Annotated in this window: 27 protein-coding genes and 1 pseudogene; 16 read left to right on the forward strand and 12 right to left on the reverse strand. The window is 70.6% G+C overall.

Translation table 11 applies throughout. From position 1 onward, the window contains the following. The first annotated feature begins 1 nt into the window (after window position 1). Window positions 2–523, forward strand: a complete 522-nt coding sequence (locus ACFZDK_RS27310) for a cupin domain-containing protein (RefSeq protein WP_390976392.1) — start codon at window positions 2–4, stop codon at window positions 521–523. A gap of 115 nt (window positions 524–638) precedes the next feature. Here ACFZDK_RS27310 and ACFZDK_RS27315 read toward each other — a convergent pair whose 3' ends face one another. Beyond that, window positions 639–1,892 (reverse strand): acyl-CoA dehydrogenase family protein, encoded by a 1,254-nt coding sequence (locus ACFZDK_RS27315; RefSeq protein WP_390976394.1) that lies wholly within the window; start codon window positions 1,890–1,892, stop codon window positions 639–641. Between the two features lie 172 nt (window positions 1,893–2,064). Between ACFZDK_RS27315 and ACFZDK_RS27320 the strand changes: the two genes are divergently transcribed. Then, the gene (locus tag ACFZDK_RS27320; RefSeq protein ID WP_359219453.1) at window positions 2,065–2,706 is read left to right on the forward strand and encodes a TetR family transcriptional regulator; all 642 of its coding nucleotides are present in this window, start codon (window positions 2,065–2,067) and stop codon (window positions 2,704–2,706) included. Between the two features lie 3 nt (window positions 2,707–2,709). On the opposite strand, the gene def is transcribed toward ACFZDK_RS27320, so the two are convergent. Further along, a complete protein-coding gene (gene def / locus ACFZDK_RS27325; RefSeq protein WP_390976397.1) occupies window positions 2,710–3,249 on the reverse strand; it encodes a peptide deformylase in 540 nt (179 codons plus the stop codon). 155 nt (window positions 3,250–3,404) lie between these two features. Here def and ACFZDK_RS27330 point away from each other — a divergent pair, with 155 nt between their 5' ends. From ACFZDK_RS27330 to ACFZDK_RS27350, 5 genes are all read left to right on the forward strand, one after another. Continuing rightward, entirely contained in the window at window positions 3,405–4,643 is a 1,239-nt protein-coding gene (locus ACFZDK_RS27330; protein WP_390976399.1) for a MurT ligase domain-containing protein, read from the forward strand. A gap of 20 nt (window positions 4,644–4,663) precedes the next feature. After that, window positions 4,664–5,392 carry a type 1 glutamine amidotransferase gene (locus ACFZDK_RS27335; RefSeq protein ID WP_390976401.1) on the forward strand — a complete coding sequence of 243 codons (729 nt, stop codon included), beginning with the start codon at window positions 4,664–4,666 and terminating at the stop codon, window positions 5,390–5,392. A 180-nt stretch (window positions 5,393–5,572) separates the two neighbouring features. Next, entirely contained in the window at window positions 5,573–6,598 is a 1,026-nt protein-coding gene (locus ACFZDK_RS27340; protein ID WP_390976403.1) for an ATP-dependent 6-phosphofructokinase, read from the forward strand. A 185-nt stretch (window positions 6,599–6,783) separates the two neighbouring features. Continuing rightward, complete coding sequence (locus tag ACFZDK_RS27345; protein ID WP_390976405.1) at window positions 6,784–7,734, forward strand: cytochrome c oxidase assembly protein; 951 nt, start codon at window positions 6,784–6,786, stop codon at window positions 7,732–7,734. A gap of 83 nt (window positions 7,735–7,817) precedes the next feature. Further along, the gene (locus tag ACFZDK_RS27350; protein WP_355720303.1) at window positions 7,818–8,000 is read left to right on the forward strand and encodes a hypothetical protein; all 183 of its coding nucleotides are present in this window, start codon (window positions 7,818–7,820) and stop codon (window positions 7,998–8,000) included. Window positions 8,001–8,004: 4 nt separating this feature from the next. Here ACFZDK_RS27350 and ACFZDK_RS27355 read toward each other — a convergent pair whose 3' ends face one another. The 4 genes from ACFZDK_RS27355 to ACFZDK_RS27370 are packed head-to-tail and all read right to left on the reverse strand — an operon-like array spanning window position 8,005 to window position 12,074. Further along, the gene (locus tag ACFZDK_RS27355) at window positions 8,005–9,213 is read right to left on the reverse strand and encodes a histidine kinase (RefSeq protein ID WP_390976407.1); all 1,209 of its coding nucleotides are present in this window, start codon (window positions 9,211–9,213) and stop codon (window positions 8,005–8,007) included. Then, complete coding sequence (locus tag ACFZDK_RS27360) at window positions 9,210–10,940, reverse strand: cation acetate symporter (RefSeq protein ID WP_390976408.1); 1,731 nt, start codon at window positions 10,938–10,940, stop codon at window positions 9,210–9,212. The genes ACFZDK_RS27355 and ACFZDK_RS27360 overlap by 4 nt, the downstream gene beginning before the upstream one ends. A gap of 22 nt (window positions 10,941–10,962) precedes the next feature. Beyond that, window positions 10,963–11,322, reverse strand: coding sequence for a hypothetical protein (locus ACFZDK_RS27365; protein WP_390976410.1), 360 nt, complete (start codon window positions 11,320–11,322; stop codon window positions 10,963–10,965). Window positions 11,323–11,324: 2 nt separating this feature from the next. Further along, complete coding sequence (locus ACFZDK_RS27370; protein WP_390976412.1) at window positions 11,325–12,074, reverse strand: LytTR family transcriptional regulator DNA-binding domain-containing protein; 750 nt, start codon at window positions 12,072–12,074, stop codon at window positions 11,325–11,327. 111 nt (window positions 12,075–12,185) lie between these two features. Here ACFZDK_RS27370 and ACFZDK_RS27375 point away from each other — a divergent pair, with 111 nt between their 5' ends. The 3 genes from ACFZDK_RS27375 (at window position 12,186) to rocD (ending at window position 14,867) form a co-directional block, all read left to right on the forward strand. After that, the gene (locus tag ACFZDK_RS27375) at window positions 12,186–12,671 is read left to right on the forward strand and encodes an AsnC family transcriptional regulator (protein ID WP_390976413.1); all 486 of its coding nucleotides are present in this window, start codon (window positions 12,186–12,188) and stop codon (window positions 12,669–12,671) included. Between the two features lie 146 nt (window positions 12,672–12,817). After that, complete coding sequence (gene ddaH, locus ACFZDK_RS27380; protein ID WP_390976415.1) at window positions 12,818–13,627, forward strand: dimethylargininase; 810 nt, start codon at window positions 12,818–12,820, stop codon at window positions 13,625–13,627. A gap of 19 nt (window positions 13,628–13,646) precedes the next feature. Then, window positions 13,647–14,867, forward strand: coding sequence for an ornithine--oxo-acid transaminase (gene rocD / locus ACFZDK_RS27385; RefSeq protein ID WP_390976417.1), 1,221 nt, complete (start codon window positions 13,647–13,649; stop codon window positions 14,865–14,867). A gap of 139 nt (window positions 14,868–15,006) precedes the next feature. Here rocD and ACFZDK_RS27390 read toward each other — a convergent pair whose 3' ends face one another. From ACFZDK_RS27390 to ACFZDK_RS27410, 5 genes and pseudogenes are all read right to left on the reverse strand, one after another. Continuing rightward, window positions 15,007–15,627 carry a DUF305 domain-containing protein gene (locus tag ACFZDK_RS27390; protein ID WP_390976419.1) on the reverse strand — a complete coding sequence of 207 codons (621 nt, stop codon included), beginning with the start codon at window positions 15,625–15,627 and terminating at the stop codon, window positions 15,007–15,009. Between the two features lie 83 nt (window positions 15,628–15,710). Further along, entirely contained in the window at window positions 15,711–16,112 is a 402-nt protein-coding gene (locus ACFZDK_RS27395) for a DUF6153 family protein (protein WP_390976420.1), read from the reverse strand. Between the two features lie 75 nt (window positions 16,113–16,187). Beyond that, complete coding sequence (locus ACFZDK_RS27400) at window positions 16,188–16,559, reverse strand: hypothetical protein (protein WP_390976422.1); 372 nt, start codon at window positions 16,557–16,559, stop codon at window positions 16,188–16,190. A gap of 115 nt (window positions 16,560–16,674) precedes the next feature. Continuing rightward, a pseudogene (locus tag ACFZDK_RS27405) lies at window positions 16,675–17,094 on the reverse strand (FAD-dependent oxidoreductase); the annotation flags it as partial. A gap of 175 nt (window positions 17,095–17,269) precedes the next feature. Then, window positions 17,270–17,875: a TetR family transcriptional regulator gene (locus ACFZDK_RS27410; RefSeq protein ID WP_390976423.1), complete on the reverse strand. Its 606-nt coding sequence runs from the start codon at window positions 17,873–17,875 to the stop codon at window positions 17,270–17,272. A gap of 48 nt (window positions 17,876–17,923) precedes the next feature. On the opposite strand from ACFZDK_RS27410, the gene ACFZDK_RS27415 reads away from it, so the two are divergent. From ACFZDK_RS27415 to ACFZDK_RS27440, 6 genes are all read left to right on the forward strand, one after another. Next, window positions 17,924–19,216, forward strand: coding sequence for an ABC transporter permease (locus ACFZDK_RS27415; protein ID WP_390976425.1), 1,293 nt, complete (start codon window positions 17,924–17,926; stop codon window positions 19,214–19,216). A gap of 192 nt (window positions 19,217–19,408) precedes the next feature. Beyond that, window positions 19,409–19,810, forward strand: a complete 402-nt coding sequence (locus ACFZDK_RS27420; protein ID WP_390976427.1) for a winged helix-turn-helix transcriptional regulator — start codon at window positions 19,409–19,411, stop codon at window positions 19,808–19,810. A gap of 156 nt (window positions 19,811–19,966) precedes the next feature. Next, window positions 19,967–20,632 (forward strand): nitroreductase family protein, encoded by a 666-nt coding sequence (locus tag ACFZDK_RS27425; protein WP_390976519.1) that lies wholly within the window; start codon window positions 19,967–19,969, stop codon window positions 20,630–20,632. A gap of 118 nt (window positions 20,633–20,750) precedes the next feature. Continuing rightward, on the forward strand, window positions 20,751–21,224 hold the full coding sequence (locus tag ACFZDK_RS27430; protein ID WP_390976429.1) for a carboxymuconolactone decarboxylase family protein: 474 nt from the start codon (window positions 20,751–20,753) through the stop codon (window positions 21,222–21,224). 164 nt (window positions 21,225–21,388) lie between these two features. Then, window positions 21,389–21,799, forward strand: a complete 411-nt coding sequence (locus ACFZDK_RS27435; RefSeq protein ID WP_388415213.1) for a cupin domain-containing protein — start codon at window positions 21,389–21,391, stop codon at window positions 21,797–21,799. Window positions 21,800–21,842: 43 nt separating this feature from the next. Next, a complete protein-coding gene (locus tag ACFZDK_RS27440; protein WP_390976431.1) occupies window positions 21,843–22,451 on the forward strand; it encodes a DUF5134 domain-containing protein in 609 nt (202 codons plus the stop codon). Here ACFZDK_RS27440 and ACFZDK_RS27445 read toward each other — a convergent pair. Beyond that, on the reverse strand, window positions 22,396–23,124 hold the full coding sequence (locus tag ACFZDK_RS27445; RefSeq protein ID WP_390976432.1) for an NAD(P)H-binding protein: 729 nt from the start codon (window positions 23,122–23,124) through the stop codon (window positions 22,396–22,398). The two genes, ACFZDK_RS27440 and ACFZDK_RS27445, sit on opposite strands and share 56 nt — an antisense overlap. Window positions 23,125–23,292: the final 168 nt, after the last annotated feature.

Genomic DNA, 23,292 nt, shown 5'->3' on the forward strand with positions numbered 1-23,292 from the left:
CATGACCACGACCGAGGGACTCCTCGTACCACCGGGCCACGGGCGCGTGGTCCACACGCCGGCCCAGCGGGTCACCTTCAAGGTGACCGGCACGCACTCGCGGATGGCCTCCACCTTCGAGGTGGAGGTCCCCCCGGGCTTCGACGTGGGCGCCCATGTGCACACCCGCAGCGAGGAGTTGTTCTACGTCCTCGAAGGCGAGCTGGACGTCCTCGCCTTCGAGCCCCGCATCCGCACCCCCGACAACTGGCAGCGGTGGGAGTCGAGTTCGGGCACCAGGGTGGTACGGGCCACCCCGGGCACGGTGATCGTCGTGCCACCGGGATGCCCCCACGCCTTCGCCAACCCGACGGAGACCCCGGCGAGGATGTTCTTCCAGGCCTCGCCGCCACCCGACCACGAGCGCTACTTCGAGGAACTCCTGGAGATCCTCGACAGCGACGGCCCTCCGAACCTCGAGGCCATCGAGGAACTCCGCAAGCGCTACGACATCGAGCAACTCACCCCTTTGAAGCACCGGTGACTGCGCCAACCTGTTCGGGGGCGCTGGGGGTACCCCCGGCCGAAGGCTGGGGGAGGAACTGCGCGACCAGCCACTGACGGCCGTCGGTCCGCAGCACGCCGCACCCCCTACGGCGCTACCGAATCGGCATCCCCGAAAGCGTCCGGGCGATCACCAACCGCTGGATCTCACTCGTCCCCTCGAAGATCGTGTAGATCGCCGCATCCCGGTGCATCCGCTCCACCGGATACTCCCGCGTGTACCCGTTGCCGCCCAGGATCTGGATCGCCTGGGCGGTCACCTTCTTCGCCGTCTCGCTCGCGAACAGCTTCGACATCGACCCCTCGGCCGCGGTGAACGGCTTGCCGTTGATCGCCATCCAGGACGCCCGCCACACCAGCAGCCGGGACGCGTCGATGGACGTCCGCATGTCCGCGAGCTGGAAGGCGATCCCCTGGTTGTCGATGATCGGCCGCCCGAACTGCTCACGGGTCATGGCGTAGTCGAGGGCGACCTCGTACGCGGCGCGTGCGGTACCGACCGCCATCGCACCGACGGCCGGACGCGAGGCCTCGAACGTGGCCATCGCCGCGTTCTTGACCCTCCCCCAGCCTTCGGCCGGGGGGACCCCCACGCCGCCCGACTTCGCCCGCTCCCGGGCCCGGGCGAGGCGCTCGTCCAGCTTCTCCTTGCCGCCGAGCAGGCAGGACCCGGGCACCCGGACGTTGTCCAGGACGACCTCGGCGGTGTGCGAGGCGCGGATGCCGTGCTTCTTGAACTTCTGGCCCTGGGCGAGTCCCGGGGTGCCCGGCGGGACTATGAAGGACGCGTGGCCCTTGGAGCCCAGCTCGGCGTCGACGACCGCGACGACCACGTGGACGTTGGCGATGCCGCCGTTGGTCGCCCAGGTCTTCGTGCCGTTGATCACCCACTCGTCCTTGGCCTCGTCGTAGACGGCCCGGGTGCGCATGGAGCCGACGTCGGAGCCGGCGTCGGGCTCGGAGGAGCAGAACGCGGCGACCTTGACGTCGTTGGGGTCGCCGTACATCTGGGGGATCCAGGTGCCGATCTGCTCCTCGGTGCCGTTGGCGAGGACGCCGACGGCGGCGAGACCCGTGCCCACGATGGAGAGGGCGATGCCCGCGTCGCCCCAGAAGAGCTCCTCCATGGCCATCGGGATGCCGAGGCCGGTGGCGTCGAAGTACTGCTGGGCGTAGAAATCCAGGGAGTAGATGCCGACCTTCGCGGCTTCCTGGATGACCGGCCAGGGAGTCTCCTCACGCTCGTCCCATTCGGCGGCCGCGGGGCGGATGACGTCGGCGGCGAAGCCGTGCAGCCAGTCCCGGACCTCCTTCTGTTCGTCGTTGAGTTCCATGGTGAACTCGGCCATGACCCCTCCAGCGGCGGCGCATAATGTGTTACTAGCGGTAACCCGAGTCTGTTACTCGTCGGTAGGAAAAGTCAACTCCCAAGGTCACCTCGGCAGCCAGTTCGAGACGGTGTGGTCGCCAGGTGTTAGTTTGCGCAGGCAGTACCGAAACAGCACGGGGTGGGGAGAGCACATGGACACCACACGGACCGAACAGCAGAGGTCCGCCGACCGCCGGCGGCGCGAGCTGCTGGAGGCCGCCGACCGGGTGGTGCTGCGCGACGGCCCACAGGCCTCGATGAACGCGATCGCGGCGGAGGCCGGCATCACCAAACCGATCCTCTACCGCCATTTCGGCGACAAGGGCGGGCTGTACGCGGCGCTCGCCAAGCGGCACACGGACGCGCTGCTCAACTCCCTGCGGGCCGCGCTGGACGCTCCCGCGGAGCGCCGTGAGCGGGTCGAGGCGACCCTGGACACGTACCTCGCGGCGATCGAGGCGCGGCCTCAGGTGTACCGGTTCCTGATGCACCCCGCCGAGGGCAGCACGGGCACCGACCAGGGGTTCGACGTGGGAAAGCACTCGGCTCCGTTGCTCCGGCGGATGGGTGAGGAACTGGCGCAGGTCATCGAGGACCGGCTGGACCTGGGGCCCAGCAGCCAGCAGCTGGCCAGGGTGTGGGGACACGGCATCGTCGGCATGATGCACGCCGCCGGGGACTGGTGGCTGGGGGAACGACCGTGTTCTCGTGCGGAGTTGGTGAAGAGTCTGGCCGACCTGCTGTGGGGGCGGCTGGCCGCCGCCGGGGACAGGGTAGGAGGTCCGGGGTTCTGACGGTCACCGGTGCCAGGAGGACTTCGCCACCTGTCGCAGCAGCCTGCGCCTGCGCCAGCCCGTGACGTGGTCCGCGTACACGCGGCCCTCCAGGTGGTCGGTCTCGTGCTGGAGGCATCTCGCGAAGAAGCCCGTGCCGTGGATCGTGATCGGGTCACCCTGTGCCGTGAAGCCCTCCACGACCGCGTGGTCGTACCGTTCCGTGCCCGCCTCCAGGCCCGGCAGGGACAGGCAGCCCTCCGGGCCGCGGAGCGTCACGCCGTCGGCCGCCACCAGACGCGGGTTCACGACATGGCCCAGGTGGCGGACCTCCTCGTCGTCGGGGCAGTCGTATACGAACACCCGCAGCGACTCCCCCACCTGGTTGGCCGCGAGGCCCACGCCCTCGGCCGCGTACATCGTGGCGAACAAGTCCTCCACCAGCCGGGAGAGTTCGGGGCCGAAGTCGGTGACCTCGGCGCAGGGGGCGTGCAGGACGGGATCGCCGAGCAGGGTGAGGGGCCGGACCCGCCCGCGGGCGCCCGGAATGGAACCGTGTCGCATGGCCGCAAGGGTACGGTTCGACTCGGCCCCTGCTCGCCGCGCAGGCATGGGCCGGAATTCGGGTGTGCGAACGGATATCGATAGGCTGAGGTGCACACACACCACGTTGCCGGATGGCTGAGGCGCGGCGCGTACGCAAGGAGGATCGAGATCTGATGGCAGGCAACTCGGACCCGCTCACGCCGCGGGCCAAGCTGGCCGTGACCGCGGGCAAGGCGGTCGCGGCGGCGTCCCGGGCAGCGGGGCGCGGCAGCGGATCCGTGATCGGCGGCCGGGTCGCGCTCAAACTCGACCCCGACCTGCTCGCCCGGCTGGCCACGCACCTGGACGTCACGCTCGTCTCGGCGACGAACGGCAAGACGACCACGACCAGGCTCATCGCCGAGGCGCTGAAGGCCGCGGGCCCGGTCGTGTCGAACGCGCTCGGCGCCAACATGCCCGCCGGCATCACCTCGGCGCTGGCCGGCGGCTCGGACGCCAAGTTCGGTGTCATCGAGGTCGACGAGAAGTACCTGGCCGGAGTGGCCCGGGACACCGCGCCGAAGTGCATCGCCCTGCTCAACCTCTCCCGCGACCAGCTCGACCGCGCCGCCGAGACCCGGATGCTCGCCGAGAACTGGCGCGAGGGCCTCGCCGGGTCGAAGGCCGTCATCGTGGCGAACTGCGACGACCCGCTGGTGGTGTGGGCCGCGTCCTCCTCCCCCAACGTGGTCTGGGTCGCCGCCGGGCAGATGTGGAAGGACGACGCCTGGTCGTGCCCGTCCTGCGGTGGCGTGATGCAGCGCCCGGGCGACGACTGGTTCTGCGGCGAGTGCGGCTTCCGGCGGCCGACGCCGAGCTGGGTGCTCTCCGGGGACCACGTCCTCGACCCGCACGGGTCCGCCTGGCCGATCCATCTGCAGCTGCCCGGGCGCGCCAACAAGGCCAACGCCGCCTCCTCGGCCGCCGTCGCCGCCGTCTTCGGGGTGCCGCCGCAGGTAGCCCTGGAGCGGATGTACCAGGTGCAGGCGGTCGCGGGACGCTACGACGTCGTGCAGTTCCAGAACCGCGATCTGCGGCTGCTCCTTGCCAAGAACCCGGCCGGCTGGCTGGAGACGTTCTCGCTGATCGACCCGCCGCCGGCGCCGGTGATCCTCTCGGTGAACGCGCGCGGCGCGGACGGCACCGACACCTCCTGGCTGTGGGACGTGGACTACACCCGGCTCACCGGCCACCCGATCCTCGTGCTCGGTGACCGCAAGCTGGACCTCGCGGTGCGGCTGGAGGTCGCGGGCCAGCACTTCCAGGTCTGCGACAGCCTCGACCAGGCCGTGCAGATGTGCCCGCCCGGCCGGATCGAGGTCATCGCGAACTACACCGCGTTCCAGGACCTGCGCCGCCGCGTCGGCAACTGACCACGAAGGACAGAGACTTCATGAGCGACAACCAACTGCGGCTGGTGTGGATCTACCCGGACCTGCTCAGCACCTACGGCGACCAGGGCAACGCGCTCGTCGTGGAGCGCCGGGCCCGGCAGCGCGGTCTCGACGTGGCCCGGCTGGACGTGCGCAGCGACCAGCCGATCCCGACCTCCGGCGACATCTACCTGATCGGCGGCGGCGAGGACCGTCCGCAGCGGCTCGCGGCCGAGCGGCTGCGCCGGGACGGGCACCTGTACCGGGCGGTGGAGAACGGCGCGATCGTGTTCTCGGTGTGCGCCGGCTACCAGATCCTCGGGCACGAGTTCATCAACGACCTGGGCCAGCGCGAGCCCGGCCTCGGCCTGCTGGACGTGACGACCGTGCGCGGCACCGGCGAGCGGTGTGTCGGTGACGTCCTCGCCGACATCGACCCGCGCCTCGGGCTGCCCCAGCTCACCGGGTTCGAGAACCACCAGGGCGTCACCCAGCTCGGCCCCACCGCCCGCCCCTTCGCCCGGGTCCAGCTGGGCCGGGGCAACGGCACCGGGGACGGCACGGAGGGCGCGTACAACGAGACCGTCTTCGGTACGTACATGCACGGGCCGGTCCTCGCCCGCAACCCGCTCATCGCCGACCTGCTGCTGAAGCTGGCGCTCGACGTCAACGCGCTGCCGCCGATCGACGACCGCTGGTACGAGGCCCTGCGGGGCGAGCGGATCGAGGCCGCCCAGCAGCCCGCCTGAGCTGTACCGGAGAGGTGGATTCCGGGCCCGCCTGACAGGGTGTCCGCTCACATGTGCGGGCACGTCCAGCAGGCGGACGCCCGGTACGGAATGACCCCCTTGCGCCGGTAGGGTGGCCGCGATGTCAGCCGGACAGCGTGGTCCGGTCTCCGGCCCACGTGGAGAAGGTTGTTTCGGGCTATGCGCATTGGTGTCCTCACGTCCGGCGGCGACTGCCCCGGCCTGAACGCCGTCATCCGGTCCGTCGTGCACCGTGCCGTCGCCGACCACGGCGACGAGGTCATCGGCTTCCGGGACGGCTGGAAGGGCCTCCTGGAGTGCGACTACCTCAAACTCGACCTCGACGCCGTGGCCGGCATCCTGGCCCGCGGCGGCACCATCCTCGGCTCCTCCCGGGTCCAGCCCTCGCACCTGCGGGACGGCGTGGAACGGGCCAGGGGCCATGTCGCCGAGCTCGGCCTGGACGCGATCATCCCGATCGGCGGTGAGGGCACGCTGAAGGCGGCCCGGCTGATGTCCGACGCCGGTCTGCCGATCGTCGGCGTCCCGAAGACCATCGACAACGACATCGCCGTCACCGACGTCACCTTCGGCTTCGACACGGCCGTGGGCGTGGCCACCGAGGCGCTCGACCGGCTGAAGACCACCGCCGAGTCCCACCAGCGGGTGCTCGTCGTCGAGGTCATGGGGCGGCACACCGGCTGGATCGCCCTGCACTCCGGCATGGCAGCCGGCGCGCACGCCATCGTCGTACCGGAACGGCCCTTCGACATCGAGGAGTTGGCCCGCCGGGTCGGCGAGCGGTTCGAGGCGGGCAAGCGGTTCGCGATCGTCGTCGCGGCGGAGGGGGCCAAGCCGAAGGCGGGCTCCATGGACTTCGACGAGGGCGGCAAGGACATCTACGGCCACGAGCGGTTCGCCGGGATCGCCCGACAGCTCTCCATCGAGCTGGAGCAGCGGCTCGGCAAGGAGGCGCGGCCGGTCATCCTCGGGCATGTGCAGCGGGGTGGGACGCCGACGGCGTACGACCGGGTGCTGGCGACGCGGTTCGGGTGGCATGCGGTGGAGGCGGTGCACCGGGAGGAGTTCGGCCACATGACCGCGCTGCGGGGGACGGACATCGTGATGGTGCCGTTGGCGGAGGCCGTGGAGACGTTGAAGACGGTTCCTTCGCAGCGGTACGAGGAAGCGGAGACCGTGCTGTAAGGGCTGCGGTTGTGCGTCGGGTGCGGGTGGGTTGTGGCTGGTCGCGCCCACGCGGCGGCAGCCGCATATCGGCACAGCCCCGCGCCCCTTTAGGTAGGGATCGTGCACCCCGCTCACAAGCTGGGTCGGCCGCGGTTCTAATGTGGGGTCGGTAGAAACACCCCCCACGAATCAGGAGCCGCCGGATGGATCACAGCGGGCACGGCATGACGATGGATCTGCCGCCGTTCACGCTGGGGCGGGGGCTGGAGTGGTCGGCGGATCCGTTCTTTCTGGTCGCGTGTGTCGCGGGGCTCGCCCTGTACGGGTGGGGGCTGGTGCGGCTGCGGCGGCGGGGGGACGCGTGGTCCGTGGGGCGGACGGTGTCGTTCGTGGTCGGTGTGCTGACGATCATGGTCGTGATGTGCACGCGGCTGAACGACTACGGGATGGTCATGTTCAGCGTGCACATGGTGCAGCACATGGTCATCAGCATGCTGTCGCCGATCCTGATCCTGCTGGGCGCCCCGGTGACCCTGGCGCTGCGGGCGCTGCCCGTCGCCGCGAGGGGGCGCAAGGGGCCGCGTGAGCTGCTGCTGGCACTGCTGCACAGCCGGTACATGCGGATCATCACCCACCCCGCCTTCACCATCCCGCTCTTCATCGCGAGCCTGTACGCCCTCTACTTCACCCCCATCTTCGACTTCCTGATGGGTTCGAAGGCCGGGCACATCGCGATGATGGTGCACTTCCTCGCCGTCGGCGTGGTCTTCTTCTGGCCGATCATCGGCGTCGACCCGGGTCCGCACCGGCCGGGGTACCTCATGCGCATGCTGGAGCTGTTCGCCGGCATGCCGTTCCACGCCTTCTTCGGTATCGCGTTGATGATGGCGTCCGAGCCGATGGTCGAGACGTTCAAGAACCCGTCCGCCTCGCTCGGGATCGACGCGCTCTCCGACCAGAACGCGGCCGGCGGGATCGCCTGGGCGTTCAGCGAGATCCCGTCCGTGCTGGTACTGATCGCCCTGCTGTTCCAGTGGTACGGCTCCGAGCAGCGCCAGGCCCGCCGCAAGGACCGGGCCGCCGACCGGGACGGCGACAAGGAGCTCGAGGCGTACAACGCGTACCTGGCCTCGCTGCACGCGCGCAAGGGCTGAGACGCCTTTCCGTCTCTCCGTGCCCCGTGGACGCCGAACCCGGGGCACCATGGAGGGAGACGGACCATGAGGAGGGTGTCGTGATGCCCGGTTCTGCGAACGGTTCGAACGGTTCCACCAAGGCGATGGGGGTCCTCACCGTTGGGGGACTCGTGGTGGTGACGGCGTACACGGTGGCGCTCGGCAGCAACGGCTGGCTGTGGTTCGGGTGGGTGGTGCTGGGGTTGCTGACGCTCGCGATGGTCGTCACCCAGAGCAGCGGCTGACCGCTCAGTCCGGGGTGAGGCGAGCGGCCTGGTGCACCCCGGGCTGGTACTTCGGCAGCCTGGCGGTGATCTTCATGCCCGCTCCGACCGCGGTCTCGATGACGAGGCCGTGGTCGTCGCCGTACACCTGGCGGAGCCGGTCGTCGACGTTGGACAGGCCGATGCCGCCGGTGGGGCTGAGCTCGCCGGCGAGGATCCGGCGCAGCAGGACGGGGTCCATGCCCACGCCGTCGTCCTCGATGACGACCAGCGCCTCGGCGCCCTCGTCCTGGGCGGTGATCTGGATGTGGCAGGTGCCGGTCTTGCCCTCCAGTCCGTGCTTGACGGCGTTCTCGACGAGCGGCTGGAGGCAGAGGAAGGGCAGGGTGACCGGGAGCACCTCGGGGGCGATCTGGAGGGTGACCGTGAGGCGGTCGCCGAAGCGGGCCCGGACCAGCGCCAGGTAGTGGTCGATGGCGTGGAGCTCGTCGGCGAGGGTGGTGAAGTCGCCGTGCCTGCGGAACGAGTAGCGGGTGAAGTCGGCGAACTCCAGGAGCAGTTCGCGGGCGCGCTCGGGGTCGGTGCGCACGAACGAGGCGATCACCGCGAGCGAGTTGAAGATGAAGTGCGGGGAGATCTGGGCGCGCAGGGCGCGGATCTCGGCCTCGATGAGCCGGGTGCGCGAGCGGTCGAGGTCGGCCAGCTCCAGCTGGACGCTGACCCAGCGGGCGACCTCGCCGGCCGCGCGGACCAGTACGGCGGACTCGCGCGGGGCGCAGGCGACCAGGGTGCCGTGGACGCGGTCGTCGACGGTGAGAGGGGCGATCACGGCCCAGCGGAGGGGGCAGTCGGGCACCTCGCAGTGCAGCCGGAAGGCCTCGCCGCGGCCGGACTCCAGCGGTCCGGCGAGGCGTTCCATGATCTCGGTGCGGTGGTGGCCGCCGACGCCGTCCCAGACCAGCAGGTTCTCGTGGTCGGTGAGACAGAGCGCGTCGGTGCCGAGCAGGGTGCGCAGCCGGCGGGCGGAGCGGCGGGCGGTCTCCTCGGTGAGGCCGGCGCGCAGCGGGGGCGCGGCGAGGGACGCGGTGTGCAGGGTCTCGAAGGTGGCGTGTTCGACCGGGGTGCCCAGGCCGCCGCCGAGGCGCTCGGGGCGGGCGGTGCGGCGGCCCAGCCAGAAGCCGGCGGCGAGCAGCGGGAGCACGGCCACCAGGAGACCGGCGAGGAATCCGGTCACAGCCGCACCTCGCGGGGTCCGGTGGTCTCCGCGCGCAGCTCTTCCGGCAGGTGGAAGCGGGCGAGGACGGCGGCCGTTCCGGGCGGGACCCGGCCCGGGGTCGCCAGGGACACCAGGATCATGGTGAGGAAGCCCAGCGGGACCGACCAGAGCGCGGGCCAGGCGAGCAGCGCGTGCACGGAGCCGGTGCCCGGGAAATCGGCCATGGTCGCGGCCACCGCGCAGAACGCCGAGCCGCCGCCGACCAGCATCCCGGCCGCGGCGCCGGGCGGGGTCAGCCGCCGCCACCAGATGCCGAGGACGAGCAGCGGGCAGAAGGAGGAGGCCGACACGGCGAAGGCCAGCCCGACGGCGTCGGCCACCGGCAGTCCGCCGACGAGCACGCCGGCGGCGAGCGGCACGGCCATGGCGAGCACGGTGCCGAGTCGGAAGTGGCGCACGCCGCGGGACGGGAGGACGTCCTGGGTGAGGACTCCGGCGACCGCCATGGTCAGTCCGGAGGCGGTGGAGAGGAACGCGGCGAAGGCGCCGCCCGCCACCAGCGCGCCGAGGAGATCGCCGCCGAGGCCGCCGATGACCCGGTCGGGCAGCAGCAGGACGGCCGCGTCCGCGTTGCCGGTGAGGGTGAGTTCGGGGGTGTAGAGGCGGCCGAGGGCGCCGTAGACGGGCGGCAGCAGGTAGAAGAGGCCGATCAGGGCGAGGACGGCGACTGTGGTGCGGCGGGCGGCGACGCCGTGCGGGCTGGTGTAGAAGCGGACGACGACGTGCGGCAGCCCCATGGTGCCGAGGAAGGTGGCGAGGATCAGGCCGTACGTGGCGTACAGCGGGCGTTCCTCGCGGCTCTCGGCGAGCGAGGTGGACATGCCGCCGTTGGTGCCCCGGTCGGTGGCGGGGACCCGGGTGCCCTTGGCGAAGGTCAGGCGGGTGCCGGCGGCGATGCGGTGGGTGCCCTCGGGGAGGGTGAGCCGGGTGTCGTCGTGCGGGCGGCCGTCGACCGTGCCGGTGACGGTGACCGTGAGGGGGCGGTCGAGCTTGAGGGCGAGGGTGTCCTGGACGTCGACGGTGCGCCGGTCGCGGAAGGCGGCCGGTTCGTCGAAGGCGTGGGTGGGGGCGCCGGCGCCCTGCCAGGCAAGGATCAGGAAGAGGGCGGGGACCAGCAGGGCGGTGAGTTTCAGCCAGTACTGGAAAGCCTGGACGAAGGTGATGCTGCGCATCCCGCCGGCGGCCACGGTGGCCACCACGACCACGGCCACGATGAGTCCGCCGAGCGCGTCGGGCGCGCCGGTGAGGACCGTCAACGTCAGTCCGGCGCCCTGGAGTTGGGGCAGCAGGTACAGCCAGCCGACGCCCACTACGAACGCCCCGGCCAGCCGCCGTACCGGCTGCGAGGCGAGCCGGGCCTCGGCGAAGTCGGGCAGGGTGTAGGCGCCGGAGCGGCGCAGCGGGGCGGCGACGAAGAGCAGCAGGACCAGGTAGCCGGCGGTGTAGCCGACCGGGTACCAGAGCATGTCGGGGCCCTGGACCAGGACCAGGCCCGCGATGCCCAGGAAGGAGGCGGCGGAGAGGTACTCGCCGCTGATCGCGGCCGCGTTGAGGCGGGGGCCGACGGTGCGGGAGGCGACGTAGAAGTCGGAGGTGGTCCGGGAGATGCGCAGGCCGAAGGCGCCGACGAGGACGGTCGCGACGACGACCAGGGCGACGGCGGGGACGGCGTAGCTGGAGTTCATCTGTCCTCGTCGCGGCTGGAGTTCATCGGTCCTCGACGAGGCGGACGAAGTCCTCCTCGTTGCGTTCGGCGCGGCGCACGTACCAGCGGGCCAGCAGGATCAGCGGGGCGTAGAGGCAGAAGCCGAGCACCAGCCATTCCAGGCGGCGGGCGTCGGGGGCGGCGGCGAAGACCAGCGGCAGCGGCCCGACGAGGAGGACCAGGACCGCGAACACGACCAGGGCGGCGCGGAGTTGGGTGCGCATGAGGGAGCGGACATAGGTGTGGCCGAGGGTGGTCTGCTCGTCGATCTCGGTGCGCGGCCGGTAGTAGCCGGAGGTGTGGCGGCTGCGGCGGGGCGGGCCGGTGACGACCACCCGGCGCTCGGCGGGGTCCGTGGGCATCGTCAGGCCCTCCTCATCAGCAGGTCCCGCAGTTCGCGCGCGTGGCGTCGGCTGACCTGGAGTTCCTCGCCGCCGACCAGGACGCTCACCGTGCCCGCGTCCAGACGGAGTTCGCCGATGTGGCGGAGGGCGACCAGGTGGCGGCGGTGGATGCGGACGAAGCCGCGGGAGTGCCAGCGGTCCTCCAGGGTGGAGAGGGGGATGCGCACGAGGTGGCTGCCGCGGTCGGTGTGCAGGCGGGCGTAGTCGCCCTGGGCCTCGACGTGGGTGATGTCGTCGACGGCCACGAACCGGGTCACACCGCCGAGTTCGACGGGTATGTGGTCGGGGTCGGGTTCGTGCACCGGTATCCGCGGTGCGGTACCGCGCAGTTCGGCGACCCGGCGTACGGCCTCCGCGAGGCGTTCCTTCCGTACCGGCTTCAGGACGTAGTCGACGGCCTTGAGATCGAAGGCCCTTACCGCGAAGTCCTCGTGGGCGGTGACGAACACGACCAGCGGGGGCCGGGCGAAGCCGGCGAGGAGGCGGGCCATCTCCAGGCCGTCCAGGCCTGGCATCTGGACGTCGAGGAAGACCACGTCGACGGCGTCGGCGCCCAGGGGTCCGGACTCCAGGGCGCGGGTGATGCGGCGCAGCGCCTCGGTGGCGTCCCCGGCGCCCTCGACGCTTCCGATGCGCGGGTCGGCGTTGAGCAGATACAGGAGCTCCTCCAGCGAGGGGCGTTCGTCGTCGACGGCGAGGGCGCGCAGCATGAACGGAGTGTAGGCGGCGCGGCGGGGCGCTGGACATGTACCGGACGTGGACGTTCGCGCCGGATGAAGTGGTGTCCTTGCCCTGCCCGTCCCCGTGGATACAGTGCGCTCATGAACAGCGGCGCCGCCCCTTTCGACGACCTCGACCGGAAGATCACCACCGCGCTGATGGCGAACGCGCGGACCAGTTTCGCCGAGATCGGCGCGGCCATCGGGCTCTCCGCCACCGCGGTGAAGCGGCGGGTCGACCGGCTGCGCGAGACCGGGGTGATCACCGGGTTCACGGCCACCGTGACACCGTCGGCGCTCGGCTGGCGCACGGAGGCGTACGTCGAGGTGTACTGCGAGGGCGCGGCCCCGCCCCGGCGGCTCGCGGAGGTGGTGCGCAACCATCCGGAGATCACCGCGGCGATGACGGTGACCGGCGGCGCGGACGCGCTGCTGCATGTCCGGGCCCGGGACGTGGGCCACTTCGAGGAGGTGCTGGAGCGGATCCGGGTGGAGCCGTTCATCCGGAAGACGATCAGTGTGATGGTGCTGTCGCATCTGCTCCCGGAGAGCCCGGAGGCGGGCGCCACCCAGCCGGTACCCGAGTAAACGCACCGACGCTGCGTTTGTATGACTGGAGACGCAGCATTCCTGCGCAGACGCGCAATATTTATTCCTTGTCGTCCGGATCAGTCGCTTTCTACCGTGGTGTCAACCCTCAGTCGACACCGCCAGGAAAGCGGAGGAACACCTCTGTGTCCGAAAGCCGTGTGCCGCGCGTCCGGCGCTTCCTCGTCTGCGAACCCAGACACTTCGCCGTGCAGTACGCGATCAATCCCTGGATGAACCCCGACACCAGGGTCGACGTCGACCTGGCCCGGGAGCAGTGGACCGCGCTGATCAGCGCCTACCGCACCCATGGCCACAGCATCGACCGGCTGGAGCCGGTCCCCGGTCTGCCCGACATGGTCTTCGCCGCGAACTCGGCGGTCGTCGTCGGCGGCCGGGTCTTCGGCTCCCTCTTCCACGCGCCCGAGCGGCGCCCCGAGTCCACCCACTACGACCTCTGGTTCAAGACGGCGGGCTACGACGTGCACCGCCCCGGCTCGGTGGTCGAGGGCGAGGGCGACCTGGTCTGGACGGGCCGGTACCTGCTCGCCGGCACCGGCTTCCGCACCAGCCGCGAGGCGCACCGGGAGGCGCAGGAGTTCTTCGGCCACCCGGTGATCAGCCTGACCCTGGTGGACCCGTACTTCTACCACCTGGACACCGCGCTGTTCGTCCTCGACGAGGACAACATCGTGTACTACCCGGAGGCCTTCTCCGCCGGCAGCCGCGAGGTGCTGCGCCGGCTGTACCCGGACGCGGTGCTCGCCACCCGCGACGACGCCATGGCCTGGGGGCTGAACTCCGTCTCCGACGGCCGCCATGTCTTCATCGCCCCCCAGGCCGAGGCGCTCGCCGGCCGCCTCGCCGACCAGGGCTACGAGCCCGTCCCCGTCGACCTGTCGGAGTTCCACAAGGCCGGCGGCGGCATCAAGTGCTGCACCCAGGAAATCCGCTGAGGACCAGGAGATCCCCCTGATGACCGCACCCGCATCCACGCGCTCCTCCGCCGAACTGATCAAGGCGGAGGAGCCGGTCCTCGCGCACAACTACCATCCGCTGCCCGTGGTCGTCGCCCGTGCCGAGGGCGCCTGGGTGGAGGACGTCGAGGGCCGCCGCTACCTCGACATGCTGGCCGGCTACTCGGCCCTCAACTTCGGCCACCGCCACCCGGCTCTGATCGAGGCCGCGCACCGCCAGCTCGACCTGCTGACCCTGACCTCCCGCGCCTTCCACAACGACCGGCTCGCCGAATTCGCCGAGCGGCTCGCGGAGTTGACCGGTCTGGACATGGTGCTGCCGATGAACACCGGTGCCGAGGCGGTGGAGAGCGGCATCAAGGTGGCCCGCAAATGGGCCTACGACGTGAAGGGCGTCCCCGCCGACCGGGCCACGATCGTCGTCGCGGCGGACAACTTCCACGGCCGTACGACGACCATCGTCAGCTTCTCCACGGACGAGACCGCCCGCGCGGGCTTCGGCCCGTTCACCCCGGGCTTCCGGATCGTGCCGTACAACGACCTGGCCGCGCTGGAGGCGGCGGTCGACGAGACGACGGCGGCCGTGCTGATCGAGCCGATCCAGGGCGAGGCCGGGGTCCTGATCCCCGACGACGGCTATCTGACCGGGGTCCGCGAACTGACCCGGCGCAAGGGCTGTCTCTTCGTCGCGGACGAGATCCAGTCGGGTCTCGGCCGCACCGGCCGCACCCTCGCCGTGGACCACGAGGACGTCGTGCCGGACGTGCTGCTGCTCGGCAAGGCGCTGGGCGGCGGGATCGTGCCCGTGTCGGCGGTGGTGGCCCGGCGTGAGGTGCTGAGCGTGCTGCGGCCGGGCGAGCACGGCTCCACGTTCGGCGGCAACCCGCTCGCGGCGGCCGTCGGGACGGCCGTCGTGGAGCTGCTGGAGAGCGGCGAGTTCCAGCGCCGGGCGGCCGAGCTGGGCGTGGTCCTGCGGGACGGGCTGACCGCGCTGGTCGGCAAGGGCGTGGTGGGCTTCCGCTCGCGCGGGCTCTGGGCGGGCGTCGACGTCGACCCGGCGATCGGCACCGGACGGGAGATCAGCGAACGCCTGATGCGCGTGGGCGTCCTGGTCAAGGACACCCACGGCTCCACGATCCGGCTGGCCCCGCCGCTGACCGTCACGGCGGACGAACTGCGCTCGGCGCTGGCCTCGTTGGAGAAGGTCCTGGCGGCCTGAGCGCACGGCGGCCCGCTCAGGCGGCGGCCCGCTCAGGCGGCGGCCCGCTCAGGCGGCGGCCCGCTCAGGCGGCGGCCCGCTCAGGCGGCGGCCCGCTCAGGCGGCGGCCGCGCCGGTGGGCGCGGCCGCCGCCTTGTGCTCAGCCCTTGCCGAGGAGCTTGTTCATCTCCTTGATCTCGGCGTTCTGGGCGGTGACGATGGAGTCGGCCATGCTCGTGGCCGGGGCGTAGTCGCCCTTGGACTTCTCCGTGCCGGCCATCTCGACCGCGCCCTGGTGGTGCTGGACCATCATGGTCAGGAACATCGTGTCGAAGTCCGTCCCCTGGGCCTTCTTCAGCGCGGTCATGTCCTTGTCGGACATCATCCCGGACATGCCGGACATGCCGGACATGCCGGCGTGACCGCTGTGGTCCATGCCGGCCATGGGCACGTCCTCGCCCCAGGCCTTCAGCCAGCCGGTCATGGTGTTGATCTCCGGGTCCTGCGCCTTCTCGATCCGGGCGGCGAGGTCCTTGACCTGGGCCGAGGAGGCCCGGTCGGCGGCGAGCTCCGCCATCTCCAGGGCCTGCTGGTGGTGCGGGATCATGCCCTGCGCGAAGGACACGTCCTGTGCGTTGTGCGCGCCTTCGGCGGTGGCCGAGGAGGACGTCGTGGCGGACGCGCCGGACGTGGTGTCGTCGCCGCTGCCGCACGCGGTGAGGGCGAGGGCGGCGGTTGCGGTCAGCGCGACGAGGACGGCACGGGTACGCGTGGTGGTCATGCTGGATCTCCTGCGATTGCTGTGAACGGGGCACGCGGGAGCACGACCGCGGCGCTGGGCGCGCACGACCGGCTCGGGTGCCTCTAGACCCGCAGGAGTTGGAGTTCGGCCAGGTCGGGGGGCGCGCGTGCGCCGTCCGGTGCCGTGGCCGGGCGGGAGGTGGCCGCGCAGACGGCGGCGCGGACGGGGACCGGGTCCGGGACGAGCGCGGGCAGCGACGGTCCGCCGCTCACCGCGCCCGAGGCGCAGGTCGCGTCGGCGTGGTGCACAAGGCCGCCGCCGCAGTGACCGTCGTCGCCGGAGCAGCCGTCGTACACGGCGACCACGGCCGTCGGGTGCGCGACCCGCTCGTGCCCGCCGTGTCCCATGCCGCCGCCGGAGGCCAGCGCGTGCATGCCGAGCAGTCCGGCCAGCAGCCCCAGCACGAGCACGGCTCGCCACCGCCGGTACGGCGGTGGCGGGGCGGGCGGTTCGGTGGGGCGCATCGGGGCCCATCCTATGCATGCCCTGAGCGCGGCTCGGCACAGGCACCACTCCGGAGCCCGTCCGCCGGACGGGCTCTACCGGTCCCGGCAAGCCGGGTGACCGGCCGAGTGTCCGGGGTCGTCCGGGGTGGCGATCTGGTTCCAGGAGCGCAGTTTGTCGGGGTTGAGGACCACCCACACCAGTACGACATGGTGGTCGGCGATGTCGAGGCCGATGACGGCGGCGACCTGGTGGTCGTAGCGGGCGATCAGGCCGGTACGGCCGTTGACGGCGTGGGTGGTCAGGGAGGCGCGGGGGTGGCGGGCGAGGAGTGTCAGCAGGCTGTGGGCGACCTGACGGCTGCCGTGGACGGGCCTGCTCGGTGCTCGGACTTTGCCGCCGCCGTCGAAGAACGCCGTGACGTCCGGGCGCAGCAGCGACTCAAGCGGTTCGGCGTCCTCGTTCACGCAGGCCTGGCGGACGGCGCGGGCAAGGTGATCGTGCTCGGTCGGCAAGCTCCACGCACTCGGGCTGAGGGCGTCCCACGATGTCGGCCACCGAATCGGAGGGCATCCCGAAGACGCCGAACCCCTCGACGCCGGAGAACCCGCCGCCCACGAACGTGACGGTGAGCAGCCTCTGCCGCTCGGGTCCGGGCGGCAGGGACGCCGCCTGATCGAACGCGGTCATCAGCCGGTCGCGAATGGCCACGGCCTCCTCCACGTGCTTCAGGCCAATCGCCTGCTCCGCCACTCCGGGTATCGGGAAGGTGCGCGTCACGGCACCGGCGGTGACCACAAGCGTGTCGTACCGAACTTCGTAGTCCGCTCCGCTCGCGGAGCGCACGGACACCGTCCGGTCCGCGTGGCGGATCCCGGTCACGCTCCCCGCGATCAGCCGGGTCCTGCGCAGGTGTCGCCGCAACGAGACGGCAGCGTGCCGCGCCTCGACCGAACCGGCCGTCACCTCCGGCAGGAAGGGCTGGTACGTCATGTAGGGACGCCCCCACCGCCAATCAGAATCTCGCGCATCGGTCCCTCTGCTCCTTGTCTGACGCCAGACAGACCAGACGGACCTGGGTGGTGTGACACGACCGCGGCGATGAAGCGGTGGAGCCCGTCAGGGCGAGCGCGATGGGCGAGGTGTTCCCGGGGCGGTCGGTCGCACGCGAGACTGCTCAGCGCCCATCGGCCGGCCCCGGCCACAACGCCCGCACCGCGTCGGGAACCTCGGCCACAACAGCCGGATCGAGCAGAGCCACTTGGAGGATGTAGCCGGGGAGGATGGAGAGCATCGTCGACGCGATCGCCTCGGCTGTCACGTTCACGGGCAACACACCATTTTCCTGGTGCTCGCGGACCAAGGTGATCAGGTTCGCCCGGATCCGGCCCATGAAGTGGTCCATCCCCTGGGCCAGCGAGCGGTTGCGCATGGCCTCTCCCCACACCAGAACCGCGAGGCCTGCCACGTCTTCCTCGATGGACTTCACCCGGATCACGTCGAGCAGTTCCGCCATGACCTCTCCCATGGAGCGGCCCTGCTGGTTCGCGGCGACGGCGAGAGTGATGTCGAGGACATCCCGCATGTTGTCCTCGGCGATCGCGAGGATCACCTCGTCCTTGCTGGTGAAGTACCGGTACACCGCACCTGCGGACAACTGCGCCTCGGCGAAGAGGTCCTGCATGGATGTGGAGTGGAAACCGTCACGGAGGAAGCAACGGCGCGCCGCGTCCAGGATCTGCTTGCGGCGGGCGTCCATGTGCTGCTGGGTGACCTTGGGCATGGGGCCAGCCTAGCAAAGAAAACGAACATTCCATTGACGTTTACGAGCGTGGCAGGCCAGACTAGGGCCTTCAAGAAAACGGTCATTCTTTTTAGGAGAAGGTGGGTCGTGAGGAACCCCTTGTCAGGACACCGCGCATGGCGGGAAGTGCTCATCGCCGCCGTGGCACTGCCCGTAGTGATCACTCTGGCGGTGATGGCGTTCGCCTGGCCGGCGGGGCGGACCTCGCCGCGCGACGTCCCGGTAGGGATCGTGGGCACCGGGCCGGCCAGCCAGCACGCGGTGGAGGGACTGACCCGTGCGAAGCCCGGCGCGTTCGACTTCCACCTCTACCCCGACCGGCAGACCGCGCGTTCGGCGATCAAGAACCGGGATGTCTACGGCGCCTTCGCCATCTCCGGCCACGGCATCACCGTGCTGAAGACCACCGCCGCCGGCCCCGCCGTGGCGCAGCTTCTGACCGATGTCGGACAACAGCTGGCCGACAAGGCCACCCTGCAGATCGCCCAGCAGAAGGCCGCCGAACAGAAGGCGGCCGAACAGAAGGCGGCCGGTGCGCATTCCCCGGCAAAGGTCCACAAGCAGGCAGCCGACCCACAGGGGGCCGCCGACGCCGATTCCCCGGCGAAGATCCTCGTGAAGGCGGTCGACGTGGTGCCTGTCGCCGCAGCGGACCCCCGGGGTGTGGTGTTCAGTTCAGCGGTCTTCCCGCTCACGGTCTGCGGCATCATGATCGGGGCGTTCGTCACGATGGCTCGCGGCCTGTCACGGCCGCGGCACAGAGTGCTGACCCTTCTCGTCGCTTGCGCCATCGCGGCCCTGGGGGTCTATCTCGTGGCCCAGGGCTTCCTCGATGCGCTGCCCCACCACCACGTGGCCACGTGGGCGATCCTGTCACTCGACCTGCTCGCCATCAGCGCGACCGCTGCCGGGATGATCCGGCTCCTGGGGCCGGCGGGCCTCGGGCTCAGCGCCGCGCTCATGGTCTTCGTCGGGAACGCCTTCTCCGGCGCCACGTCCGCTCCGGAGATGCTCCCCAAGAGCGCGGACCACATCGGCCAGTGGCTGCCCCCGGGCGCCGGAGCCAGCCTGCTTCGCGACACCACGTACTTCGACGGCAACGCCGGCGCCGGCCACCTCGCCGTCCTCGTCCTGTGGAGCGTCATCGGGCTCACCGCGGTCCTGTTCGGCCACTGGGTCATACGGGAACCAAGGGAGGCCCGGGGCACGACGACCCCGGCCACGGGTTCCGGGATGCTGTTGCCCGCCCTGCCGGAATCCGGCGCCGCTTCACCGATGCCGCGTCACGCGCACGCCCGTCGCCATGACGCTGACGACTGACGGCTGACGCCGAGCGCTTCGTACGCACGATCAAGCCCTGGCCGCCGAGGAGTTCGGCCCGAAGGCACATTCCGCCCGCCGCCCACAGGCGCGGTCCGGCAGACCCACGGGTCGGCTTCCGACACGACCTCGACGTACCGCGCGAGGTGTTGAACCACGACACCTCGTGCCGTACCGGAACGGACACACACCATGACCACCCCACAGCGCTCTCGGGCGGTATGCCGGTCGGAACACCCGCAGTCGACCGACACCTCGCCGGCCATCGCCCGGACCTTCGCTCTGCTCAGCAGGCCCTGGAACGGCCTGATCCTCATGGCTCTGGCCAAGGACCCGGCCGACTTCGCAGGGATGCACGAGCGCGTGCCCGGCATCAGCGAGCGCATGCTCACCCGGCGCCTCCAGGAACTGACCGCGATCGACCTGGTCGTCCAGGACGTCCGTCCCGGGCCGCCGTCACGCACCCGTTACGCGCTCTCCGTACACGGCAAGGCCTTCCTCATCCCCCTGGCCGTCCTGTTCCTGTGGGCGGAGGACCACCTTCCGGCGAGCGACCCGCCGACATCGGACCAGCCGGCCACGCCAGGCCGATGAAGCCTCCTTCCGCGGGGTCGGAGGTGCGGGGCGCGTCCGGGCATCGCTGCCATCCCCACCGATTCCCACATATCATCATATTTCGTAGATCAACGGTTATCGGGGGACAGGCATGTAGATCGGGGAACGGAGAGCGGACGAGGGAGATTGGTGATCTTGGACGTCTACGAGGCAGTCACCAGCCGACGGGCCGTGCGTGGATTCGTCGACCGGCCCGTCCCGAGGCAGGTACTGGAGCGCGTGCTGTCCGCTGCCGCCTGGGCACCGTCGGGATCGAACCTCCAGCCCTGGCGCATCTACGTACTGACCGGCCGACCGCTGGCCGAACTCAAGGAGCTCGCCGGTGGGCGCGTGAGCGCACACGACCCCTGGGACGAACGGGAATACGAGATGTACCCGTCCACACTGAAGTCCCCCTACCACGAGCGCCGGTCCGCCTTCGGTGCGGAGCGCTACAGCGCACTGGGCATCACACGCGAGGACTGGGAGGCGCGCCAGCGGGCCGCGGTCGGGAACTGGAGCTGTTTCGGCGCGCCCGCCGCCCTGTTCTGCTACATCGACCGCGATCTGGGTCGACCCCAGTGGTCCGACGTGGGCATGTTTCTGCAGACCGTGATGCTGCTGCTCCGCGCCGAAGGCCTGCACAGCTGCCCGCAGATGGCGTGGTCCGTCTACCGCAAGACGGTCGCGGAGATCCTGTCACCTCCGGACGACCTCATCCTCTTCTGTGGCATGTCGATCGGATTCGAAGACCCCGCGGCGCCCTCCACCCGTACAGGCCGGGCACCGCTCGACGAAACGGTCACGTTCGTCGATGGTTAGCCGGCGGGCGGCGGTACTTCGGCACGATGCCGAGACCCACGTCACACATCCTTTGGTGTCACACCTGGCCGAGCTGTCCGGTCAGTGATGCGTACCAGCGATTTTGCTAGGAGCGCACATGGATGCACGTCTCAACTACTACGCCAACCCCCTCGCGGGCAAGGTGCTGAAGCACCTCTTCTCGGCCAGCAAGGCGCTGTCGGACTCGACGCTGCCGGCCACGATCCAGTACCTGGTCGAGGTCCGCGCCAGCCAGATCAACGGCTGCGGCTTCTGCACCGACATGCACACCAAGGAGGCCACCCACGCCGGGGAGACCTCGGTGCGGCTCAACCTGATCGCCGCCTGGCGGGAGGCGACGGTCTTCACCGAGGCCGAGCGCGCCGCGCTGGAGCTGGCCGAGCAGGGCACCCGGGTGGCGGACGCGGCCGGCGGTGTCACCGACGAGGCGTGGGCGGACGCCGCGAAGCACTTCGACGAGGACCAGCTCGCCGCACTGACGACCCTCATCGCCGTCATCAACGCCTACAACCGCATCAACATCGTCACCCGGCAGCCGGCCGGCGGCTACAAGGTCGGCATGTTCGGCTAGAGCCAGGCTCCGGCCCCGCCGGACGCGGCCGGTCCTTCTCTGCGACATCGCCGCCTTCGGCGGGGGACGGACTTCGAGCGCAAGCCGATCAAGCACATTGTCGTGAGCCCGGAACGGCCGACGTGAGATCCCCCGTTCCGGGCAGGTCTACGGAGGTGTAACACATGCACGAAATGCACTCTGAGGACGGCTTCGGCCCCAAGATGCTGGCAGACATCAAACCGCCTTTCATCCCCGAGGGCGCGTCGGGAATGACGGTCCTTGTCGAATGGGCCCCCGGTGACCCCGGCACTCCCCCGCACCGCCACTCCGGGCCGTGTTTCGGCTACGTACTCGAGGGAGCTGTCCGGTGGGAGCTCGAGGGTGAGCCGGAGCACGTGATCAAGGCCGGCGAGACGTTCTGGGAGCCGGGCGGTGAAGTGATCCACTATCAGAACGGCAACGCCTCGTCGGACGTCCCGGCCAAGTACATCGTGTTCATGATGTGCGCTCCGGATCAGCCGATGCTCACGCTGGTCGACGACGAGGAACTGGAGAAGCGGGCCCATCTGCGCGCCCCGCGCCCGACCGGCTGAGCTGCCGCCTGCCGCCTGCCGCCTGCCGCCCACAGGCCGGAACATGAGCGCCACTGATGTCGTGTACAGCGGGCTGACAGCGCTGTTCGCGGCCGCGGCCGTCCGTGCACTGCGGCATGCCCTCACGTCGAGGCGCTGCGGATGGTGCAGCCGGGTCGACCATCTCCTGCACACCGTCATGGCCCTGGCCATGACGGTGCTGCCGTGGCACTCCGGCCACGCGCTGCCTGAGCTGCCACAGACGGCGTCGGCGTTCTTCGCAGCCGCTGCCCTGTGGTTCCCGCTGACCGCCGGCCGCGGCCGGCGGTCGCGACTGACCGTGATCGCACGGCGGCTGCCGTACTCGGTCGGCATGGCAGCGATGGCCTGGATGACGCTCGCCATGGCGGGCCCGTCGCACGAGCCCCCGGCCGAAGGCCTCTCGTCGGGACACGGGGCCGCCAGAGGCCGTACCCGATGCCCACGCTGCGCAGCGTTCCGGATGCCACAGCCGTGTCCACCGGCGCAAGAGGGCCCTACGGCCATTTCTGGGACGGCTCGACGGCCTGGGGAACGGTCATCATGCTGCTCGTACACCCCTGACCGCCGCCGGCATGTCAGGAGAGCCAGTCGGCGTAGTGGGTGGGGGCGAGGTGGGCGTCCGGGTCGGTGAGGACGTCGCCCTTGACGGCGGCGAACATGCCGGCGGTGGGGTCGGTGACGACGGTGCGGGGGTCGCCCTTGTGGGCCAGGGTGATCCGGCCGAGTTCGTCCAGGGTGAAGACGTCGGGGCCGGCGATGTTGCGGATGCCGTTGAGCGGGGCGCCCGCGGCGACCTCCGCCACCGCGGCGGCCACGTCCTTGGCCGCGATGGGCTGGATGGGCGTGGCGGGCAGCCGGACGGTCTCGGCGTCCGAGGTCCAGGACATGGTGGCGTCCATGAACTCCATGAACTGCGTCGCCCGCACGATCGAGTAGGGGATCTGCCCGGCCGCGAGGATGTGCTCCTGGAGCGTCTTGGCCTGGTAGTAGTCCAGCTCCGGCACCTGGTCCACGCCGACGATCGAGAGGATGACGAAGTGGCCGACGCCGCCCTTGCGGGCCGCGGCCACGAGGTTGTCCATCGAGGTCCGGAAGAAGGCCGGGGAGGCTTCGTCGAAGGTCGGGGAGTTCGTCAGGTTGACGACGACGTCGGCACCTGCCACCGCCTCGTCCAGCCCCTGACCAGTGAGGACGTCGGCTCCGGTGGACTTCGAGTGGGGCACAGCCTCGTGCCCTGCGGCGTTCAGGTTCTCGACGACCTGCGACCCGATCAGTCCCGTACCGCCTATGACCGCGAACTTCATGACGTGCCCTTTCACCGGCTCCGAAGTGGTACATAAACCACCATATCCGGGCAATACGCCATCGGTTCGGTCGTCGCGGTCAACCAGCTGTCCGCACATGGCGTTCGACAGCACCATTCCGTCGGGCTCTGCCCATCGCCCGGGTCCCGGTATCACAGGGCGGCCTGG

Source organism: Streptomyces sp. NPDC007901, assembly GCF_042959465.1.
Lineage (GTDB): Bacteria > Actinomycetota > Actinomycetes > Streptomycetales > Streptomycetaceae > Streptomyces.

What these genes read in the sequence shown, in the direction of transcription:
- ACFZDK_RS27370 (WP_390976412.1), bottom strand. Translation starts at nt 12,074, where the DNA reads ATGCTGCGCGCCCTCGCCGTCGACGACGAACGCCCCTCGCTGGAGGAG.
- ACFZDK_RS27430 (WP_390976429.1), top strand. Translation starts at nt 20,751, where the DNA reads ATGGATGCACGTCTCAACTACTACGCCAACCCCCTCGCGGGCAAGGTG.
- ACFZDK_RS27345 (WP_390976405.1), top strand. Translation starts at nt 6,784, where the DNA reads ATGGATCACAGCGGGCACGGCATGACGATGGATCTGCCGCCGTTCACG.
- ACFZDK_RS27435 (WP_388415213.1), top strand. Translation starts at nt 21,389, where the DNA reads ATGCACGAAATGCACTCTGAGGACGGCTTCGGCCCCAAGATGCTGGCA.
- rocD (WP_390976417.1), top strand. Translation starts at nt 13,647, where the DNA reads ATGACCGCACCCGCATCCACGCGCTCCTCCGCCGAACTGATCAAGGCG.
- ACFZDK_RS27360 (WP_390976408.1), bottom strand. Translation starts at nt 10,940, where the DNA reads ATGAACTCCAGCTACGCCGTCCCCGCCGTCGCCCTGGTCGTCGTCGCG.
- ACFZDK_RS27410 (WP_390976423.1), bottom strand. Translation starts at nt 17,875, where the DNA reads ATGCCCAAGGTCACCCAGCAGCACATGGACGCCCGCCGCAAGCAGATC.
- ACFZDK_RS27320 (WP_359219453.1), top strand. Translation starts at nt 2,065, where the DNA reads ATGGACACCACACGGACCGAACAGCAGAGGTCCGCCGACCGCCGGCGG.
- ACFZDK_RS27340 (WP_390976403.1), top strand. Translation starts at nt 5,573, where the DNA reads ATGCGCATTGGTGTCCTCACGTCCGGCGGCGACTGCCCCGGCCTGAAC.
- def (WP_390976397.1), bottom strand. Translation starts at nt 3,249, where the DNA reads ATGCGACACGGTTCCATTCCGGGCGCCCGCGGGCGGGTCCGGCCCCTC.
- ACFZDK_RS27365 (WP_390976410.1), bottom strand. Translation starts at nt 11,322, where the DNA reads ATGCCCACGGACCCCGCCGAGCGCCGGGTGGTCGTCACCGGCCCGCCC.
- ACFZDK_RS27395 (WP_390976420.1), bottom strand. Translation starts at nt 16,112, where the DNA reads ATGCGCCCCACCGAACCGCCCGCCCCGCCACCGCCGTACCGGCGGTGG.
- ACFZDK_RS27350 (WP_355720303.1), top strand. Translation starts at nt 7,818, where the DNA reads ATGCCCGGTTCTGCGAACGGTTCGAACGGTTCCACCAAGGCGATGGGG.
- ACFZDK_RS27390 (WP_390976419.1), bottom strand. Translation starts at nt 15,627, where the DNA reads ATGACCACCACGCGTACCCGTGCCGTCCTCGTCGCGCTGACCGCAACC.
- ACFZDK_RS27315 (WP_390976394.1), bottom strand. Translation starts at nt 1,892, where the DNA reads ATGGCCGAGTTCACCATGGAACTCAACGACGAACAGAAGGAGGTCCGG.
- ACFZDK_RS27440 (WP_390976431.1), top strand. Translation starts at nt 21,843, where the DNA reads ATGAGCGCCACTGATGTCGTGTACAGCGGGCTGACAGCGCTGTTCGCG.
- ACFZDK_RS27330 (WP_390976399.1), top strand. Translation starts at nt 3,405, where the DNA reads ATGGCAGGCAACTCGGACCCGCTCACGCCGCGGGCCAAGCTGGCCGTG.
- ACFZDK_RS27310 (WP_390976392.1), top strand. Translation starts at nt 2, where the DNA reads ATGACCACGACCGAGGGACTCCTCGTACCACCGGGCCACGGGCGCGTG.
- ACFZDK_RS27375 (WP_390976413.1), top strand. Translation starts at nt 12,186, where the DNA reads ATGAACAGCGGCGCCGCCCCTTTCGACGACCTCGACCGGAAGATCACC.
- ACFZDK_RS27335 (WP_390976401.1), top strand. Translation starts at nt 4,664, where the DNA reads ATGAGCGACAACCAACTGCGGCTGGTGTGGATCTACCCGGACCTGCTC.
- ACFZDK_RS27420 (WP_390976427.1), top strand. Translation starts at nt 19,409, where the DNA reads ATGACCACCCCACAGCGCTCTCGGGCGGTATGCCGGTCGGAACACCCG.
- ACFZDK_RS27445 (WP_390976432.1), bottom strand. Translation starts at nt 23,124, where the DNA reads ATGAAGTTCGCGGTCATAGGCGGTACGGGACTGATCGGGTCGCAGGTC.